Below are 16,467 nucleotides of genomic sequence, written 5' to 3' on the forward strand. Positions count from 1 at the left end.
GGCGTGATCCGAACTTCAGCCACGTCGCGCCCTTGCTTCGGCAAGGATGGACTGCATGCTGCCTTCCACAAATTCGCCCGTCTCGGCCTGGGCCGCGCCCACGCTGAGATCCTTGCGCAACGCGTCAAGCTTCATCTGGTAGACGAGTTGCTCGTGCGTTTCCATGAAGCGCAGAGCTTCGCGAACTACTTCACTGGCATTATTGTATAATCCGCTCTCAACCTTGCGCTTGATCTGGGACTCCAACTCTGGGGTCAATGAGATGTGCATGGCGTATCCTCCGTAGAGTTGACATGCTGACCCTACAAAGATTGTCAATCTTTGTAAAATCAAAAATGGCACCAAGTTTCCGCTCGCTCTCCTGGCATAAATATCTCCGACGGGCACCGGCACGCTGCAACGAATGTATGCCGAGTGTGAATGGAGGGAAAATTTCCAAATATCGTAACCATCCCATTGCCAGGGAGATCCTCAGAAGACTCACCGAGCTGATCCTGCCCAACATTTCCTGGCCCAAGATGGCCGCGAAGTCTCCGAATATCGTGCGTTACTGAGCGCACCCTTTTGGGGCTGAAAAGGGCGATTGCAAAAAAACTGTCAAGCGCTAATCTCATGCTTTTTTTATCCTCTCGCATGCTTATTTTCCCCATTTTGCCTTGGAGCCGAAAACCGGGGGTATACTGGTTCGGACTCCCGGGAATGGTCCTCGGGGACGAGACCCGTGAGGAGGATAATCATGATGAAACCGTATTTTTACCAACTGCGACGCGACCAGGACGGCCGCATCGTGGAGAAAACCGAAACCGTGGCTGGCAGGCGCACCGTCTGGAAGTACGCCTACGACCGGGCGTGACCGGTTGACGGCAGCCCACCTGGACGGGCGGCTGATCTGCCAATGCGGCTACGACCGGGAGGGACGGCGTGACCGGGATTACTTCCCGGTCACCGTCGGGCTCCACTACCGCGACTACCGGTACACGCTCGACAACCGGCTGCCTCGCGCGGGCAACAACGACTTTACGCACGACGGGAGTGGGTTCCGTTCCATCTGGGCGAAAGGCGGCACGTGCCACCTCTACGAGTACGCGCCGGACTATCGGCTGCTCAAGATGGAGGTCGAAGACAAAGACCGCGTTTACACCTTCGACCACGACGATGACGGGCAGCGGGTGGCCAAGCAGTACAACGGTCGGATCGTCGAAGCGTACTGTTGGCTTGATTTCGTACGGCTCGGCGGTTTCCACGACGGCCAACACGGTTTCGAGTTCGCCTACCGCGACGGCGAGCGGGTTCCGTTCGCCATGCGCAGGGACGACGGCACGGTGTTCGGCCTGTTCAGCGATCAGGTGGGGTCGCTCCGTGTGGTTGTGGGCATCAACGACAATGTGGTAAAGGAGATTGTGTACGATCCCTTCGGCGGGATCATCGAGGACACCAACCCGGACTTCCGCATCCCGCTGGGCTTTGCGGGCGGCCTACACGACCGCGACCTGGGCTTCGTTCGTTTCGGCTGGCGGGATTACGACACCTTCACCAGCCGCTGGACCGCGCCCGACCCCATAGGCGACAAGGGCGGCGACCCGGATTGGTATGGTTATTGTTTGGATGATCCGGTGAATGGGGTGGACCCACTGGGGTTGATGGGGAGTAAGCCCGGTTGATTGATGAAATTCTTAGTCGGGAATCTGTTTTGATATGGCGAGCCAATGATGGTGCATGTGACGCCTGCGCCAATATGGACGGAACGAAGGTCCCTGATACCACAGACATTGATTCGATACGTCCACACCCTAATTGTAAATGCATCGTCGAAGTCTGTCATGATGGCCTTGAGTTTGGCGATTGGGAATTTGTTGGAGAAAAAAACTACAGGGTATTCTGTCGTTTTCGTATTAAGCGGAATAGCAGGGCCCATAGTCACTGCTATTTGGAATCGACACTATGAAATTGAAGAGAAAAGGAATGAGAAACAAGTGCGGGATTGCCCATCAACCGGCAAAACAACACTGGCCGAGAAAACTAAATATCGAAGACGTAAGGACAGTGAAAGAAAAGTCACAAGAGCTATTTGCTGGAATGGTGGGAACAGTATTTCCGCTTGTGACGTGTGGCTTGCAACAAATCCCTGGACTGGTGAAACAGAGGCTGGGCGGGTGGATCCTGGTCCTTAGCAGCTTGCTGCTATTAGTATATCCGATAGCCGCTGCGTCGGAAGGGAATATCGATGCAGCGGTTTATCTCGGGCCACTCCCGGGCATCAGGTTTTTCTACGAAACAGATGGCGGACAAAAAATGGAGCTCCGTGGGTTGACGTATGATCAGGAGGGCGCACTCCTCATTGAGGAAAAGTCCTTGTTTCCGACACGGTGGGCGGCATTCAATGCTGGATGCACAACCGAACTTTCGACAATATATGGGGTTTTAAGCAATGGCAGCAAGCTACTCAAAAAAGGGTTCCCGCTCAATGGCATGACCGGATACGAGACGGACTTGGACTTGGAAGAACCTGCGTGGGGAATAGAGATAACCTTGGCAGAACTTGGGACGAAATATTCTGGCGCAGGTAAAAAAACTACGAGTCGATGCAGCATCACCAAACGTAGTAAGCAGAAACTATTTGGAAAAGAGCGGACGATAATTGAAGTGTCAGGCGCATATTGCATTCCCAGGAAATACGCTTCAGGAATTGGGCTCATTGAGTATGCAGGATTCAAGTTGGTTCGCATCGAAGACCATGGGAATTTGGTATACGAATCGCGGTAAGACGATACAATTGAATAAACACTGCTTGCATCTACAACAAATTGGAACACTTTTACCAAAGTCAATGAATTCGGTATCCGTCGAAGTCGGCTCGATTTGGCGAAGTACCCTAACACCGTGCGTTACCGCCCATCCGCCAAAAGCCGTCCTGTAAAGTCCCCGTATAGTAGGTCCATTGCAAAGTAGAGACTTCTGGCCCAAACTGCGCCCAGGAGTTTCACATGCGCAAATCAAGATTCACTGAGCACCAGATCGTGCGGATTTTGAAATCCGTGGAAAGTGGACGGACGGTCAAGGACGTCTGCCGAGAGCACGGCGTGAGCAACGCTACGTACTACAAATGGAAGTCCAAGTACGGCGGCATGGAGGCGTCCGACATAGAGCGGATGAAAGACCTTGAGGCAGAAAACCGTAAGCTCAAGCAGATGTTTGCGGATCTGAGCCTGGAAAACATGGCTCTCAAGGATGTCATCGAAAAAAAACTCTGAGGCCGGTTCAGCGAAAACAGCTCGTCACGCACATGATCTGTGAGTTCGAGATGAGTGTCCGCAAGGCTTGTACAGCTCTTGGCGTCAGCCGGAGCTACTACGCGTACAAGCCTCATCCGCGCGACGATAGTACCGTCATCGCCGCTTTGACTGAACTGGCCGAGAAAAAGCCCACATGGGGCTTCAGTAAGCTTTTTGCTGTGCTTCGCAAGCAGGGGACCCCTTGGAATCACAAACGCGTCTGGCGGGTTTATTGCTTGTTGAAAATGAATTTGAAACGCAAGGCAAAGAAACGTCGCCCCCAAAGGACAAGGAAAGCCGTGGCCCAGCCGCTGCTGGCGAACCATTGTTGGTCGATTGATTTCATGCGTGACACTCTCTACAGCGGGCGGGCTTTCAGAACATTTAATGCTGTTGACGATTTCAATCGAGAGGTGCTTGCCGTGGAAGTAGACACCAACCTGCCAGCCGGAAGAGTGCTCAGGGTACTTGACCGGGTAGCCGAAGAAAGAGGTCGTTACCCGGAAAAGCTGAGGATGGACAACGGACCTGAATTTGCCAGTTCGGCCATGGCAGCCTGGGCTGATCAGCACGGTGTTGGGCTGGAGTTCATACAGCCAGGCAAGCCGACGCAAAACTCATATATTGAGCGTTTCAACCGGACCTATCGGGAAGAGGTTTTGGACTTGTATATCTTCGATAGCTTGAGCGAAGTGCGTGAATGCACGGAGAGATTTATCAGGGAGTACAACGAAGATCGGCCTCATGAATCGCTAGGCGACATGACGCCAGTGGAATTTGCAGCCCAGAGGGCAGGGGGTACCCCCTGCCCTCTGGGCTCTCACCAAAAAACGGCGGGAAGCCTCTACTACTAGCTGGCCCTAAGATGGGGGACTTTACAGCCCCTTTCCTATTTCGTCAGGCAGTTTACGCATCATATTATATGATTGGAGATGATCCCTATAAAAATCATGCGGAGATTATTCTCGTTAAGCACCGTTGCGGACCTACTGGCAGGTGCGAGTTGTTTTTTGACCATGAGTGCGGAAGATTTGACAATATTACTGCGGACCCATTTGTTGAATAGGCAATCGATTAAGCCATGAAAGCGCAGAGTGAGGAGGTTGACTCCGTCCCGACTGCACTGTCGTTCATGGCCTGGAGCAAGAAACAGACTCTTCGTTTGCAAAAGAAGGCTACATGCTGATTAATTTTTCCCAATGCAGAAAGATCCCCTTTGAATACGGAGGCCTTGCCTGCCAGAAGCAGTGTATACTATATACTGGATAACTCACTCAAATCTGTACATTAAAAAACTATGTATATGCAGAAAAAAAATGAGTATATGAAAACACATAAGAAAAAAATACATTCAATCCAAGCCAACACCAGCACGACAGATGGCAGCAGGGACGACGTATCCACAACGATGATAAGGATCAACTCCCTCGACCTACGCGGTTCAGTTTGCGATGGTCCTGGCTTGAGAACCGTTCTTTTCCTTCAAGGGTGTCAACGCAGATGCCCAAACTGCCACAACCCGGAAACGTGGGATTCTGAATCAGGACGCCTCATTCCAATACTGGATCTTGCCGCTCGGATTCGAATAGAGGCCCCCACTCGGCGTCTGACGATTTCTGGCGGTGAACCACTGGAACAAACGGTTGGTGTACTCGCCCTGCTAAATGAGCTATCCGACTTCGACTTAGCCCTCTACACTGGATATGAACTGGAGGAGGTACCTCCTTCCATCTTGCGCCGCCTTGACTGGATCAAGGTAGGCAGTTTTGACATCCACCACCGAACAACTACCACACCATTTATAGGGTCTGGTAATCAGCGATTTCTCAGCACCCGCGACGAACTGGTACTCCTAGATGACTGAAAACAAAACGACTGTCTCCGCCAAGACAATGGATAATGCCGCACGGCGAATAAGCTACCAAGGCCTCATCAGCCTTGCAGGCATGGATGAGCTGAAAAACACAGCATTGACCAACCTCCCCAAAAGACTAGCGACCCATCATTACAATGGAAGCTATCACATTCATGACTTGGAAGCATTCGGCGTAGCGCCAAACTGCCTTACTATTGACTTTCAACGTAGCTTTCCCACGGACAAACTGCGTTCAAAAAACACCCTTCAACGCCTTTTAGGGATTTTTGATTACATTCGGCAGGCCATAGTAGCTATAGGGGGAGACCAATCGGGTGGCATAGGTTTCGCAAATTTCGATGAGGATATCGCTTGGGCATGCGACCAACTCGCTATAAGCGACTCAAGACGCACCCGTCAGATTTTGCGAGCCTGCATCGATAACTTTATCGAATGGATCAATACGACCCGCTCTCGATATGGACTGGAATGCTACTATGTCACTCTCAACATCGGATTATCACAATCTCCGCTTGGTAAATATTCAGCGGTTTGCCTTCTCGATTGTCTCCAAAATGCTCCTGCAGGCTACATACGGCCTAATATAGTATTCAAAACAAAGGCAGAACTGCATTTCGAGAAAGACGCCCGAAATCGAGAGCTATTTGATTCAGCTCTTACAACCACAGCCGTACGCATGATTCCGACGTACCTCCTCTGTGACGCAACCCCTAATATTGACATCCCGCCAGAGCAATTGGCCATCATGGGATGTCGCACACGGGTCGCCGCGAACCTGCACGGCCACACAACTGCGATCGGACGTGGCAACTTGGCTTATGTCTCCATCAACTTGGTACAAATCGCGTGGAAGGCGACACAGAACCACCCTCAAACTAAGCGCATAGCAGACTTCCTCTCAAGGTGGCGGACGCTTGCCAAAGACGCCGCCGAAATCCTGCTCCGTAGAAAGCAGTTGCTGGAGAAGCTTCCTGCACAAAACTTTCCGGGATATTGCGCAATTGATCCATGGATGGTGCCATTTGCAGACTCCGAGCGCATTGACGCATGGAAACATGGCACACTGTCTATCGGCTTTGTGGGCTTGGCAGAGTCAGTTGATATAATGACTCAGAAAAAAATTGGCGTAGATAATGATGCAAACATATTGGCCCGCAGGCTTGTCACTGCAATGAGAGATGAAGTTGACCAGCTTCGTTCAGAGCACAACTGTAATTTCACCTTGCTGGCAACGTCTGCCGAGTCCACATCTGGCCGTTTCGCTCGTATTGATTGGGCCAACCACCGGATTCCTGCTGCACATAAAGGGTTTTATACAAATTCATTCCATATCCCTGTTGATGTGCCTCTAAACCCTATTCATAAGATGCAGACGGAAGGTCCTTTTCATACCATGTGCAACGGAGGAGGCATCAGCTATGTCGAACTTGGAGGTCCGCCTTTAGGCAATCTTTTGGCACTTGAGGATATGATTCAAGCAGCCTCGTCTGCAGGCGTGAGTTATTTCGGAGTGAATTTTCCGAAAGACATCTGCAACAACTGCGGCAACCAAGGAGTTTTCGACATGTGCCATTCTTGTGACTCTACGGATGTAACTCATATTCGGCGTGTCTCAGGCTACCTGGAGGCAACCACCTCTTTCACCTCGGGCAAACTGGCTGAAATTGCCAAACGGACTGCACACGCACGGGGGGGAGCGTGATGCCGATAATCGCAGTCGAAGGGCTTGATGCCTCCGGAAAAACAACAATTGCGGCACTCCTTGCAAAAAGTATAGGCTGTGATTTGGTTGAAAAGCCCTTGCGTTGGGTTCTTCAACACAGCAAGGAGAAAGATTTAGATAGCTACTACGCGGTTGTGAACAGGGTAAACACGCTCGACAGTGCTGTCGCTCGGCAATGGTTTCACTGCTTTGGATGGCTGCTGATCGCAAATCGTTATCGCGATTCTATAGTTGTCGTCGATCGCTATGTTCTATCAAATTTGAGCTACAACAATCACAGTAGATTCGATGACATTTGCAACCTCGCCCTCAGTGTAACTGAGCCACCGACATTCACAGTTTTACTTAATGTTTCCACAGCAGAACGTCGCCGTCGTTTGAGCCTGCGTTCCCCCTCCGAATTGAAGTCAACTAGTTTTGACAAAGACAAAGCACGCTTCGCGCTAATGAAAAACTATCTTATCAAACAAGGGTGGCTACACGCTGTAATTACGACCGATGGCCGGCCCCCTCAAGAAATCGTGGACGTAATCACACCGTCCCTTAAGTCCATCGTTTAACAAGTTTCCAAACAAGGCGAAGCCGCGAAAAATTCGGCATAACAGTGAAGCAATCATGACCATGATCCTAGCTATGAAAAAGAAAGAGCGACCGCTTTGTAGAAGAGGCTATACGCTTCTACGCTTTTGCTCCCAAATAGGCGACATATTCAACTGCGCGCAAAAAAGCATACACTTTCGGAGTTCTGGGTAGCTTTCGACAGTTTCCAGAAGAAACCAGAGCGCTCCACTCTCAATATAATCAATTTTTCGGCAAATACAGCCCACAGCCCACAGCCCACAGCCCACATTACTCGCAACAGATCGGCAATCAGTAAGTCGCGGCTTTAACCGCCTGGAAACACGCAAATTCTGGATAAACCATCAAGCATAACAAATCAGAAAATCAAAAGTAAACGCCCAAAAATCATGTATTTTTCCTTGGTATACTGAGTGTATACCAGGATACGCCTTTTTTTGGGTTCATCCGGTTCAAGCGTACTTTTGACAAAATGAAAGGACATGGCGTCCAACCGTTGGAAGCATCACCAACCAGCGGAGGGAGTAATCGCCATGTCCACGAGTTTCATCTACCACGCGTTCGGCCTGCGAGGCTACGACTACGTTCGGCAGGATTTCATCGCAGGCAACATCATCCTGAAAGTGCAGCCCCAGGATGAGTTGATTCGTTGCCCTTGCTGCCATTCCAGAAACATCATTCGCCACGGCTTTGCCGAAAGATGGGTTCAGACTGTGCCCATCGGTTTCAAGCCCGTCTGGCTGGTCATTCCCGTCCAACGGGTAGGATGTCGCAATTGCGGCGTCATTCGCTTGATCGACATTCAGATCGCCGAGCCCAGGCGCTGGTATACGAAAGCGTTTGAACGATATGCTCTCGCCCTGGCAAAAAAGATGACGATTCAGGATGTTGCCGACCTGCTGGGCGTTGGTTGGGACACCATCAAATCGATCTTCAAGCGTTATCTGTTTCGCCGTTTTTCAAGACCCAGCCTGAGAAAGATCAAGTATATCGCCATCGACGAAATCAGCGTCCGCAAAGGGCAAAAGTACCTCACGCTGGTCATGGACCTCGAAAGTGGTGCTGTCGTCTTTGTTGGCGAAGGACGAAGCCGAGAAACGCTGATCCCGTTTTGGGGACGTCTCAAGAAGACAAAAGCCAAGATTGCGGCTGTGGCGACGGATATGAATGCTGGCTACATCCGCGCTGTCATGGAGAACCTGCCGAATGCGGCTATCGTGTTTGACCGGTTTCATGTGGTCAAGCTGATGAATGAAAAGATCACACAGATACGCCGCCAGATCTTTCGGGAACTCACCTCTCCACTTGAAAGAAAGGCGGTCAAAGGGACTCGGTGGATTCTGCTGAAAAACCCGGAAAATTTGGATGAAAGCCGCGATGAAAAGGAGCGCTTGGGTGAAGCGTTGCGGCTGAACAAACCTTTGGCGACAGCCTACTATCTGAAAGAGGATTTGCGACAACTCTGGTCCCAGCCGAACAAGGCGACGGCAGAGAAGGTCATCAACGACTGGATCGCCAGGGCCGAAGCCTCGGAGATACGCCCTTTGCGGGTCATGGCGAGGACGCTTGCCACATATCGTTTCGGCATCCTCGCTTACTACGATCACCCCATCTCATCAGGCCCAATCGAAGGGACGAACAACAAGATCAAGACGCTAAAACGGCAAGCCTACAGCTATCGGGATACCGAGTTCTTCAAGCTTAGGATCATGGGGATTCACGAAGCAAAGTACGCTTTAGCCGGATGAACCCTTTTTGCTTCGATATACAAAAATTTGCAAAATAAGTTCAATTATTTCAACACTTATTTTCCAGACATTTTCTTCGTAATCAGTAGGTCGTCGGTTCAATTCCGATTCCTGGACCTGCCCTATCCGTTTGTACCACCCGCGATGTTAGTGCTCCCCCCTTGGCGTTTGGAGGGCTGGCTCCACTCTCCCCCCGGGGGGAGAGTGGCCTTGGGCGCGGGTGGCTTGTATCCCAGAGCGCTGTGAGGCCTGAATGTGTTGTACTCCCAACGCCACTCGTCGATCAAGTAGCGAGCTTCCCTGAGCGTTGTGAAGATTTCTCCATTGAGGAGTTCATCACGTAATTTACCGTTGAAACTCTCGTTGTATCCGTTCTCCCAAGGGCTTCCCGGTTCAATAAACAAAGTCTTCACTCCGACTCGTCCCAGCCATTTTCTGACGGCTTTTGCCGTGAACTCCGGTCCGTTATCCGATCTGATGTGATCCGGTGCTCCCCGTTCAACAAACAGCCTGCTCAAGCGGTAAAGCACATCTTCCGATTTGAGGCTTCTCGCTACGTCGATTGCCAGACACTCACGAGTATATTCATCGATCACAGTGAGCATCCGAAAGGCTTTGCCGTCATGGGTTCTGTCCATGACGAAATCATACGACCAAACATGACCTGGCCAGCATGGACGAAGGCGAATGCAGGAGCCATCTGCCAGCCATAGTCGTTTACGTTTCGGTTGTTTTTTCGGGACTTGTAGCCCCTCACGTCGCCAAATGCGTTCCAGCCTCGTGTGGCTGACCTTCCAACCATCTCTGTGCAGCAGTTCCAATATCCGACGGTATCCATATCGTCCGTATTGGGTGGCCAATTCAATCACTGCGGCGGTTAGTGCAGCTTCATCTGCACGAGGATTGGACGCATATCGTTGCGTAGAACGGACTTGTCCAAGTACTCGGCAAGCTTTCCGTTCTGATACCTGCATCTTTTCTCGAACCCGGTATACACAACGACGGCGGCGCGAAGGGCTCAGAAGTTTCCCTTTGCCGCTTCTTCCAGAATCATTTTGTCCAGATTGAGGTCAGCGACCAACCGCTTCAGACGAGAGTTCTCTTTCTCCAGTTCCTTAAGCTTTTGGGCCTGACTGACACGCATTCCGCCATATTCTTTGCGCCATCGATAATAGGTTTGCTCAGTTACGCCGAGCTTGCGGCTGACCTTGGGGACCGTTTCTCCCCGGGCCAAAAGGACTTCTGCTTCACGCAGCTTGGCGATAATCTGTTCCGGTGTGTGCTTTCTGATGCCCATTGAAACCTCCTGCTGTCCACATAACCCTAACATTGGGCCTGGACCAGTTTTTCATGGGCGGGTCACAAGCTGGTCATGCTTATGCTTGAATGCCCCAGCTGCTTCTGGACGAAGCGGAGGTTGTTGGTCTTGGCGAGCAAGTGAGTGGCGTAGGTGTGTCGGGCGCAGTGGATGGAGTAGTGGTTAGGCAGCCCAGCGGCTTTAATAGCAGTCTTGAATGAAATGCTGAGCGCGGTCGGAGTGTAGTGCCGTCCGTTTCGCCCGGTGAGGAGCGGGGCAGCGTTGGCTGTGTCCTGCCCCCAAACCAATTTGAGCCGAATAAATCGGCTGAGGCTCTCAGCAAGCTCCGAATCGAAATAGACGACCCTTGACCTGCCTCCCTTCCCTTTCTTCACGTACAGGGCTCTTTCCGCGCGATTTAAGCAGATGTCTTCGATCTGGAGGGCAGCTATTTCGTGCACACGCAACCCAGTTCTGAGAGCCAGGTGGACAAGCATGTACCGGACGGGCCATGTCGTCCGCCCGAACGCATTGTCCGCGTCAGCGTGTGACTCGCAATAACGGAGTAATTGGTCGATTTCAGCATGCGAAAGAAATTTTTGCCGGTTGACTAAATATCCTGATGTTTTCATGTAAAAACATAGCAAATTTTTATGAAAATGTCAATTTTCATAAAAATATTGATGAGTTGGGAGATGGTGATGGCGGGCTCAGTGCTGAAAATGAGTCTATGTGGAGGTGTCGAACTTATTTATGGTTCGAGAGGGGATTGTACAGCTTAAATATTCATAAAACTAAAAAAAACAATATATTATAACATCTCTGCTTGCTCCTCCCTTTCCCGCCCGCGTTGCCCCGGAAATGGTCTTGAAAACTTGTGGCATCCAGACTATGCTTTTTGTTTAAAATAAAATGCTATATTTCAGCATGTTGCCATAATTTAAAATAACGAGGTTTACGTTGTTGATAAGCCCCCAGCTTCATAAAGAAATTGAAGCTATAAAAGAAAATATAAAAGATGAGTACCGACAACCCCACGATAAGGAATGGATCGTCGGGTTCTCAGGCGGTAAAGACTCAACTCTGATGCTCCATTTGGTTGTTGAGAGTATTTTAGAAATTCCCTGGTCCCAAAGAAAGAGGCCAATACATGTTGTAGCTAACGATACACTAGTGGAGTCACCAATTGTCCAGGGGTATGTAAATCGAATATTAGCCCAGCTAAAAGTGTCCTTAAATGATTTGGATTTGCCTTTCATCGTACAAAAAACAGTTCCAGGGAAGGACCAAACCTTTTGGGTTAATCTAATCGGAAGGGGATATCCTGCGCCTACTAGAATGTTTCGATGGTGCACTGACCGATTAAAGATTAGGCCAACAACAAGTTATATCAGAGATAAAATCAGCCAAGAGGGTGAAGTTATTTTGCTTTTAGGGGTTCGGCGTTCTGAGTCCGCTGCCCGTGCAAAATCAGCAAGTAGATACGACAATGGAGGTCGCCTCAATAGGCATAATGACATCCAAGGCTGCTGGGTTTTTCGTCCGATTCTTGAATTGGATACCGAAGATGTTTGGGAATTTGTTTTGGGGGTGGACTCCCCGTGGGGGGATTCACATGCGGAACTTGTTAGGCTATACAAGGACGCCGCTGGCGGAGAGTGCCCCCTTGTCATTGACCCGGATTCTGCTCCGTCCTGCGGCAGCAGTTCCATTCGTTTTGGTTGTTGGACATGCACTGTGGTGAAGAAAGATAAGTCTTTCAGAAACGCCATGGAAAAAGAGCAGTATGCCTCACTGGAACCAATGGCCGATTTTAGAGACTGGCTGCGAGAGTATTGTTATGAACCGGAACATCGTATGCCGATGCGAAGGAATGGACAGGATGGTCCAGGCCCTTTGACTTTTGATGCAAGAAAAGAAGTCTTATCAAGTTTGCTCGAGTTACAAGAGAAAGTTGAGGAAGATCTTATCTCCGATGTTGAGATGGAACTTATTGAAAAAATTTGGCTTGAAGACAAATCGCAAATGGCAGTTCACCAAGCTAATCGCCTGCTAAACCTGATGGAGAGTATATGAGTAGCCGCAGAGAACTCCCCCTCTTAAAAGACAAAAAAGCCAAAAGGATTTTTGAGGAACTGTGTCAACAGCACGGGGTGACCGTTGAGTTGATTGAAGGACTGATAGATATCCAGCGAGACAACTTGGGAAGAGGAAGGCAGATCGGTATTACTCAGGAGTTTAGCGCCCTTTTTAGTGAATTTATTGATGAAATGAAGGGGGCTGAGAATGTTTCTAACTGAAGTCCACCTTCGCAATTGGCGTAGTTACCGGAATGCGACGTTCTCTTTCCCCCGCCCTGAGGTGGACAAGTCTAACAAGGCAAAAACCAAAAAAGTAATTCTTGTTGGCGCGCAAAACGGTACTGGCAAGACGTCACTTCTAATCGCATTATATCTCGGGCTGTTTGGTCGGGAGGCAATGCATTTGATTGAGGGTGTAAGAATTTCAGGGGCTGAAGATGAACGCTGGTTCACATATCGCAATTTGATCCAAAGAACATTACATCGACCAGCACAACGCAAAGAGGACTCGCATGCCCTTGTGAGGTTAAAGTTTGAGTCTGAAGATGGTGAGCAAATCGTAATCAGACGTAAATGGGGCTTTACTCGTGCTGGCAAAATTCGAGACTTGAACACCCGGGATGGCGAAGAGGTGATCGTCGAGATGAACGGGCAAACAAAGTTATTTCCAAGCTGGCAGGATGCAAATGACCGAATCTCAGAAATCCTGTTTCCTTCGAATGTCATGCCTTGCTTTTTCTTCGATGGCGAACAGGCTCAAGAGAGGGTAGAAGCGGCCAGTAAAGGAGCGTTGCTTGACGCGGTAAACACTTTGTATGGTACTGGAATATTGGGTCAACTTCGTCAGAGCCTTGGATCTTTTATTCGGAACGAGAGAAGCGCCCTTAAGCGCGACGTTGGTAACGTTAAGCTTGATGAGCTTGAAATTAAACGTGAGGAGTTGGACAAAGCAAAATTAGCACGGGATCAAATTAGGAAGTCTTTGACTGACAAAAAACGTGAACAAGATGATCTGGAAAATGAACGGCAGCAATTGGCCTCGGACTTATATCAACTTGTCGGGGATAGTGGCGCTGACATAAATGAATATGCAGAGTCAATTAAAGCATATCAGACGGAACAAATTCGTCTTCGAAGCGAACTAACGAATGGGCTTGCCTCACTTGCCTTGCCGTTGGCTTTGGCCAAAAACGATCAATTGCTTATTGATACACTCACCGCAGAGCAGATTAGGGATAGATGGCTGTTGCTGAAAGAAGAGGCGACAGGAAAGGCTAGTCGCATTGTTGACAAAGTCCTCCCCCAAAGTGGCTCAAGTGATATTCAACCGCCTTTGCAAAAAGTTCAAGCGGATCGTTTGCGAGGCAAGCTTGAACAAGCATTGGAAACCCTCTGGAGCCCTCCTCCAACAGGTTGCGCTGAAGAATATCGTTTTACCTTTCTTCATGAATCTGACCGCACAGCAGTTATTAGCAAGGTGTCCTCGAAGCAGGCGCTTGCTGGGATAAATCTTCAAGATGTTGCTCTGGAGTGGAATTCTATCAACGCCCAACTTCGGGAGACAGAAAGAAAATTTAATAACATCAGAGACATACAGCCAAAGCTTCTGGAGCTGAAAAAAGCAATTGAGGGGGTGGGAAAGAAGATTGCCGATATAAGCGGAGAAGTGAACAAGTTTGAACTTCAAGAAGAAGGGGTTTCAAGGAGAATTAACGATCTTCTTGGCTCAATTGGACAGATGGAGACAAAGCGTCGAATTGTAAATCCTGTTCAAGAAAAACTTGATCTTGCTTATAAGGTAAACACAGTAGTTGACGAAGCACAGGAAAAGCTGATTCCCTTATGTCAAAATGCTCTTGAGAAAAGGTGTACTTATCACTTCACTAGAATGATCTCTGATGAGTATAAAAAATTCAAAGTTCGTTTTGATCCGGATACTGAGCCTCGTTTAGAAAATGGTTCTCGTGTTGTGTATGTTACGGGATTGTCTGGAGCACAAAAAAGGGCTTTTGGCCTAGCCTTTACTCTCGCAGTTGCAGATGTTTCAAACCAAAATGCTCCTATTATAGTAGATACGCCAGTTGGTAACATGGACTCCAAGTATAGAGACCGAGTACTGAAGCATGTTGCTGAAGCCGCACCGGGCCAAGTTGTTTTCCTTTCGCATGACGAAGAAATATCGGAAGAGTACAAGAGCAAACTTTCCCAATATGTCCGCAAGACATATTTGCTTGATTTCAAACAAGTCGATGAAGGCTGTGGGGAAACCACTATTATCGATGACAAATACTTCGGGGACAACTGATCATGGCTGAGTTCAATTTAACCCGTGTTGACCGCCTACGGTATCGTGCGACTAAAGTTGCTGAAGATTTCCTCGAAGACCTGCGAATCACCCTTATGCCGGGAGATAGGGCCGCCGTTGCTCGGCTTGCTATAGCGCGCTCTTTATACGAACCAATCATTGATGGTGAGCCTAGTGTGCTCAACGAAGAAATGAGCAAGCGCTCTCCTATTGAAGGGGTGCATCTCTTCGGAGAAGATGGCGATATATGGTCGTGCCTAGTTGCTTCCTCTGTTGCAGATGCGGTTTTGGATGAAAAAGAATTCAAAGCGTTGGTTGAATTGCATTGGCATCGAGGTGCTCAATTCCTTAAAGGGGATTATAATGATGTCAAACAGGTAGATACAGATTTTATTGTCCGATTGGCGGGGATGGTCCCGTTGGTAGGAGGCAGTCGAAAGACGCAAGGAACTCACCAACTAACGGACAAAGAAGGCCCGCTTGTCGTTCCTTTTGGCGAAGCAAGCAGAGAGCCACAAACGGAAGATCCGATCAGGATTACATTAAATGGCAAAGGAACTTCCCCCCATATTGCAATCATGGGGCGGACTAGAACAGGCAAAAGCCGTGTTGGGCTTGAGGTTGGAAAGTCAATTGCCCAGCAGACCGACCTCCCTCTAATTATCATCGACCCAAAAGGTGAGTTTGTTAAAGATAATAAGCTGGTAGGGAAACCAGAGTGGAATGGAGAGACCCTTGATCGTTTCTTTCCTGGGATACAGCCTATTGATATCCCCCTCTCACCAATGCCTTTGGATTTCTTATGGAGGCCCACCAACGCACAGGGCCATGATCTTGCCCAATTGGCGATCACATTCAAAGATTCATTTCAAAAGTGCATTAAGGCAAGAGGGGATGTTGCGCTAGACACTTTGCGGGAAGCGGTCTTGGATTTGCTTACTTTCCAAAGTCGCCCAGTATCCTTAGAAGATGTTTTATTGAGATTTAACGAGTTTTGCGATGAGGCCGGGAAAAAACCTGGTGGTATCACTGCCAAATTAAGCGAAATCAACTCGCTAAATATGATTCGCCCTACCATGGCACCCGGAGACTTCTTTTCAAAACGGTGGGTCATCAGCTTCGGTAGCTGTTCGGAAGAGCCTAAGCGACTCGTTATTTTTTTACTATTAGATGCATTAAACACCTATCTTATGTCGCTACCCGACAGCGGAGTCGATCCTCAAGGGCATCGCTCCATGAGGCATATGTTAATTATTGATGAGGCCAAGGAAGTCCTATCGTATAAGCATGGTGCCCTTAGTTCTTTGATTAGAAAGTCAGCCTCTAAAGGGGGCTTAACCATGTTGTTGTCTCAAGGGCCGGATGATTTTGATCAAGAGGAAGATGACTTTCTTGAACAAATGGGAACAATTGGAGCGTTTGCCCTAGGGTCCTCAAATGTTCGCAATTTAGCTGGTGCGTATGGCCGAAAAATGCGGATTGAGGATTTTTCAGATCACAACCTTCCACCAGGCGTCGCTCTTGTAAAAATGCCTGGCCTTTCACCCAAGAAAGTAATCGGTTGGGAGTAAACCCGAGTGGGGTAT

At 49.2% G+C, this 16,467-nt stretch carries 14 protein-coding genes; 11 read left to right on the forward strand and 3 right to left on the reverse strand.

Annotated features, from left to right (window positions below):
• Positions 1-15: 15 nt before the first annotated feature.
• On the reverse strand, positions 16-270 hold the full coding sequence (locus tag LF599_RS04275; protein WP_269941644.1) for a type II toxin-antitoxin system ParD family antitoxin: 255 nt from the start codon (positions 268-270) through the stop codon (positions 16-18).
• A 587-nt stretch (positions 271-857) separates the two neighbouring features.
• Here LF599_RS04275 and LF599_RS04280 point away from each other — a divergent pair.
• The 7 genes from LF599_RS04280 (at position 858) to LF599_RS04310 (ending at position 9,198) form a co-directional block, all read left to right on the forward strand.
• A complete protein-coding gene (locus LF599_RS04280) occupies positions 858-1,661 on the forward strand; it encodes an RHS repeat-associated core domain-containing protein (protein WP_279522418.1) in 804 nt (267 codons plus the stop codon).
• Positions 1,662-1,941: 280 nt separating this feature from the next.
• On the forward strand, positions 1,942-2,763 hold the full coding sequence (locus LF599_RS04285; RefSeq protein ID WP_279522419.1) for a hypothetical protein: 822 nt from the start codon (positions 1,942-1,944) through the stop codon (positions 2,761-2,763).
• 221 nt (positions 2,764-2,984) lie between these two features.
• A protein-coding gene (locus LF599_RS04290; protein WP_404823700.1) for an IS3 family transposase occupies positions 2,985-4,126 on the forward strand; the annotation gives its coding sequence in 2 pieces (ribosomal slippage) (positions 2,985-3,237 and positions 3,237-4,126; 1,143 coding nt in all).
• Between the two features lie 554 nt (positions 4,127-4,680).
• Positions 4,681-5,136 (forward strand): 4Fe-4S single cluster domain-containing protein, encoded by a 456-nt coding sequence (locus LF599_RS18270; protein WP_404823750.1) that lies wholly within the window; start codon positions 4,681-4,683, stop codon positions 5,134-5,136.
• On the forward strand, positions 5,129-6,850 hold the full coding sequence (locus LF599_RS04300; RefSeq protein WP_279522420.1) for an anaerobic ribonucleoside-triphosphate reductase: 1,722 nt from the start codon (positions 5,129-5,131) through the stop codon (positions 6,848-6,850). Before LF599_RS18270 ends, LF599_RS04300 begins: the two co-directional genes overlap by 8 nt.
• Positions 6,850-7,431 (forward strand): nucleoside/nucleotide kinase family protein, encoded by a 582-nt coding sequence (locus LF599_RS04305; RefSeq protein WP_279523076.1) that lies wholly within the window; start codon positions 6,850-6,852, stop codon positions 7,429-7,431. The genes LF599_RS04300 and LF599_RS04305 overlap by 1 nt, the downstream gene beginning before the upstream one ends.
• A 552-nt stretch (positions 7,432-7,983) precedes the next feature.
• The gene (locus LF599_RS04310; protein ID WP_279522421.1) at positions 7,984-9,198 is read left to right on the forward strand and encodes an ISL3 family transposase; all 1,215 of its coding nucleotides are present in this window, start codon (positions 7,984-7,986) and stop codon (positions 9,196-9,198) included.
• A 122-nt stretch (positions 9,199-9,320) separates the two neighbouring features.
• On the opposite strand, the gene LF599_RS04315 is transcribed toward LF599_RS04310, so the two are convergent.
• Positions 9,321-10,495 (reverse strand): IS3 family transposase gene (locus tag LF599_RS04315; protein WP_404823699.1). Its coding sequence is split into 2 segments (ribosomal slippage): positions 9,321-10,231 and positions 10,231-10,495, totalling 1,176 coding nucleotides; the frame shifts between segments, so codons are not numbered across the junction.
• 62 nt (positions 10,496-10,557) lie between these two features.
• Positions 10,558-11,127 (reverse strand): tyrosine-type recombinase/integrase, encoded by a 570-nt coding sequence (locus LF599_RS18275; RefSeq protein WP_404823733.1) that lies wholly within the window; start codon positions 11,125-11,127, stop codon positions 10,558-10,560.
• A gap of 328 nt (positions 11,128-11,455) precedes the next feature.
• Here LF599_RS18275 and dndC point away from each other — a divergent pair, with 328 nt between their 5' ends.
• From dndC to LF599_RS04335, 4 genes are read left to right on the forward strand one after another with little or no spacing between them, the layout of a single operon-like run.
• Positions 11,456-12,571, forward strand: coding sequence for a DNA phosphorothioation system sulfurtransferase DndC (gene dndC / locus LF599_RS04320; protein ID WP_279522422.1), 1,116 nt, complete (start codon positions 11,456-11,458; stop codon positions 12,569-12,571).
• Entirely contained in the window at positions 12,568-12,795 is a 228-nt protein-coding gene (locus LF599_RS04325) for a DNA modification system-associated small protein (RefSeq protein WP_279522423.1), read from the forward strand. Before dndC ends, LF599_RS04325 begins: the two co-directional genes overlap by 4 nt.
• Positions 12,782-14,881, forward strand: coding sequence for an AAA family ATPase (locus LF599_RS04330; protein WP_279522424.1), 2,100 nt, complete (start codon positions 12,782-12,784; stop codon positions 14,879-14,881). Before LF599_RS04325 ends, LF599_RS04330 begins: the two co-directional genes overlap by 14 nt.
• Positions 14,882-14,883: 2 nt before the next feature.
• Positions 14,884-16,452, forward strand: coding sequence for a DndE family protein (locus tag LF599_RS04335; protein ID WP_279522425.1), 1,569 nt, complete (start codon positions 14,884-14,886; stop codon positions 16,450-16,452).
• The last annotated feature ends 15 nt before the right edge of the window (positions 16,453-16,467 follow it).

The sequence above is a fragment of the Pseudodesulfovibrio thermohalotolerans genome (assembly GCF_021353295.2).
Classification (GTDB): Bacteria; Desulfobacterota; Desulfovibrionia; order Desulfovibrionales; family Desulfovibrionaceae; genus Pseudodesulfovibrio; species Pseudodesulfovibrio thermohalotolerans.

Excerpts from the sequence above, each read along its gene's own strand:
- LF599_RS04305 (WP_279523076.1), top strand. The coding sequence starts at position 6,850 with ATGCCGATAATCGCAGTCGAAGGGCTTGATGCCTCCGGAAAAACAACA.
- LF599_RS04325 (WP_279522423.1), top strand. The coding sequence starts at position 12,568 with ATGAGTAGCCGCAGAGAACTCCCCCTCTTAAAAGACAAAAAAGCCAAA.
- LF599_RS04300 (WP_279522420.1), top strand. The coding sequence starts at position 5,129 with ATGACTGAAAACAAAACGACTGTCTCCGCCAAGACAATGGATAATGCC.
- LF599_RS04335 (WP_279522425.1), top strand. The coding sequence starts at position 14,884 with ATGGCTGAGTTCAATTTAACCCGTGTTGACCGCCTACGGTATCGTGCG.
- LF599_RS04330 (WP_279522424.1), top strand. The coding sequence starts at position 12,782 with ATGTTTCTAACTGAAGTCCACCTTCGCAATTGGCGTAGTTACCGGAAT.
- LF599_RS18275 (WP_404823733.1), bottom strand. The coding sequence starts at position 11,127 with ATGAAAACATCAGGATATTTAGTCAACCGGCAAAAATTTCTTTCGCAT.
- LF599_RS04285 (WP_279522419.1), top strand. The coding sequence starts at position 1,942 with ATGAAATTGAAGAGAAAAGGAATGAGAAACAAGTGCGGGATTGCCCAT.
- LF599_RS04310 (WP_279522421.1), top strand. The coding sequence starts at position 7,984 with ATGTCCACGAGTTTCATCTACCACGCGTTCGGCCTGCGAGGCTACGAC.
- LF599_RS18270 (WP_404823750.1), top strand. The coding sequence starts at position 4,681 with ATGATAAGGATCAACTCCCTCGACCTACGCGGTTCAGTTTGCGATGGT.
- LF599_RS04275 (WP_269941644.1), bottom strand. The coding sequence starts at position 270 with ATGCACATCTCATTGACCCCAGAGTTGGAGTCCCAGATCAAGCGCAAG.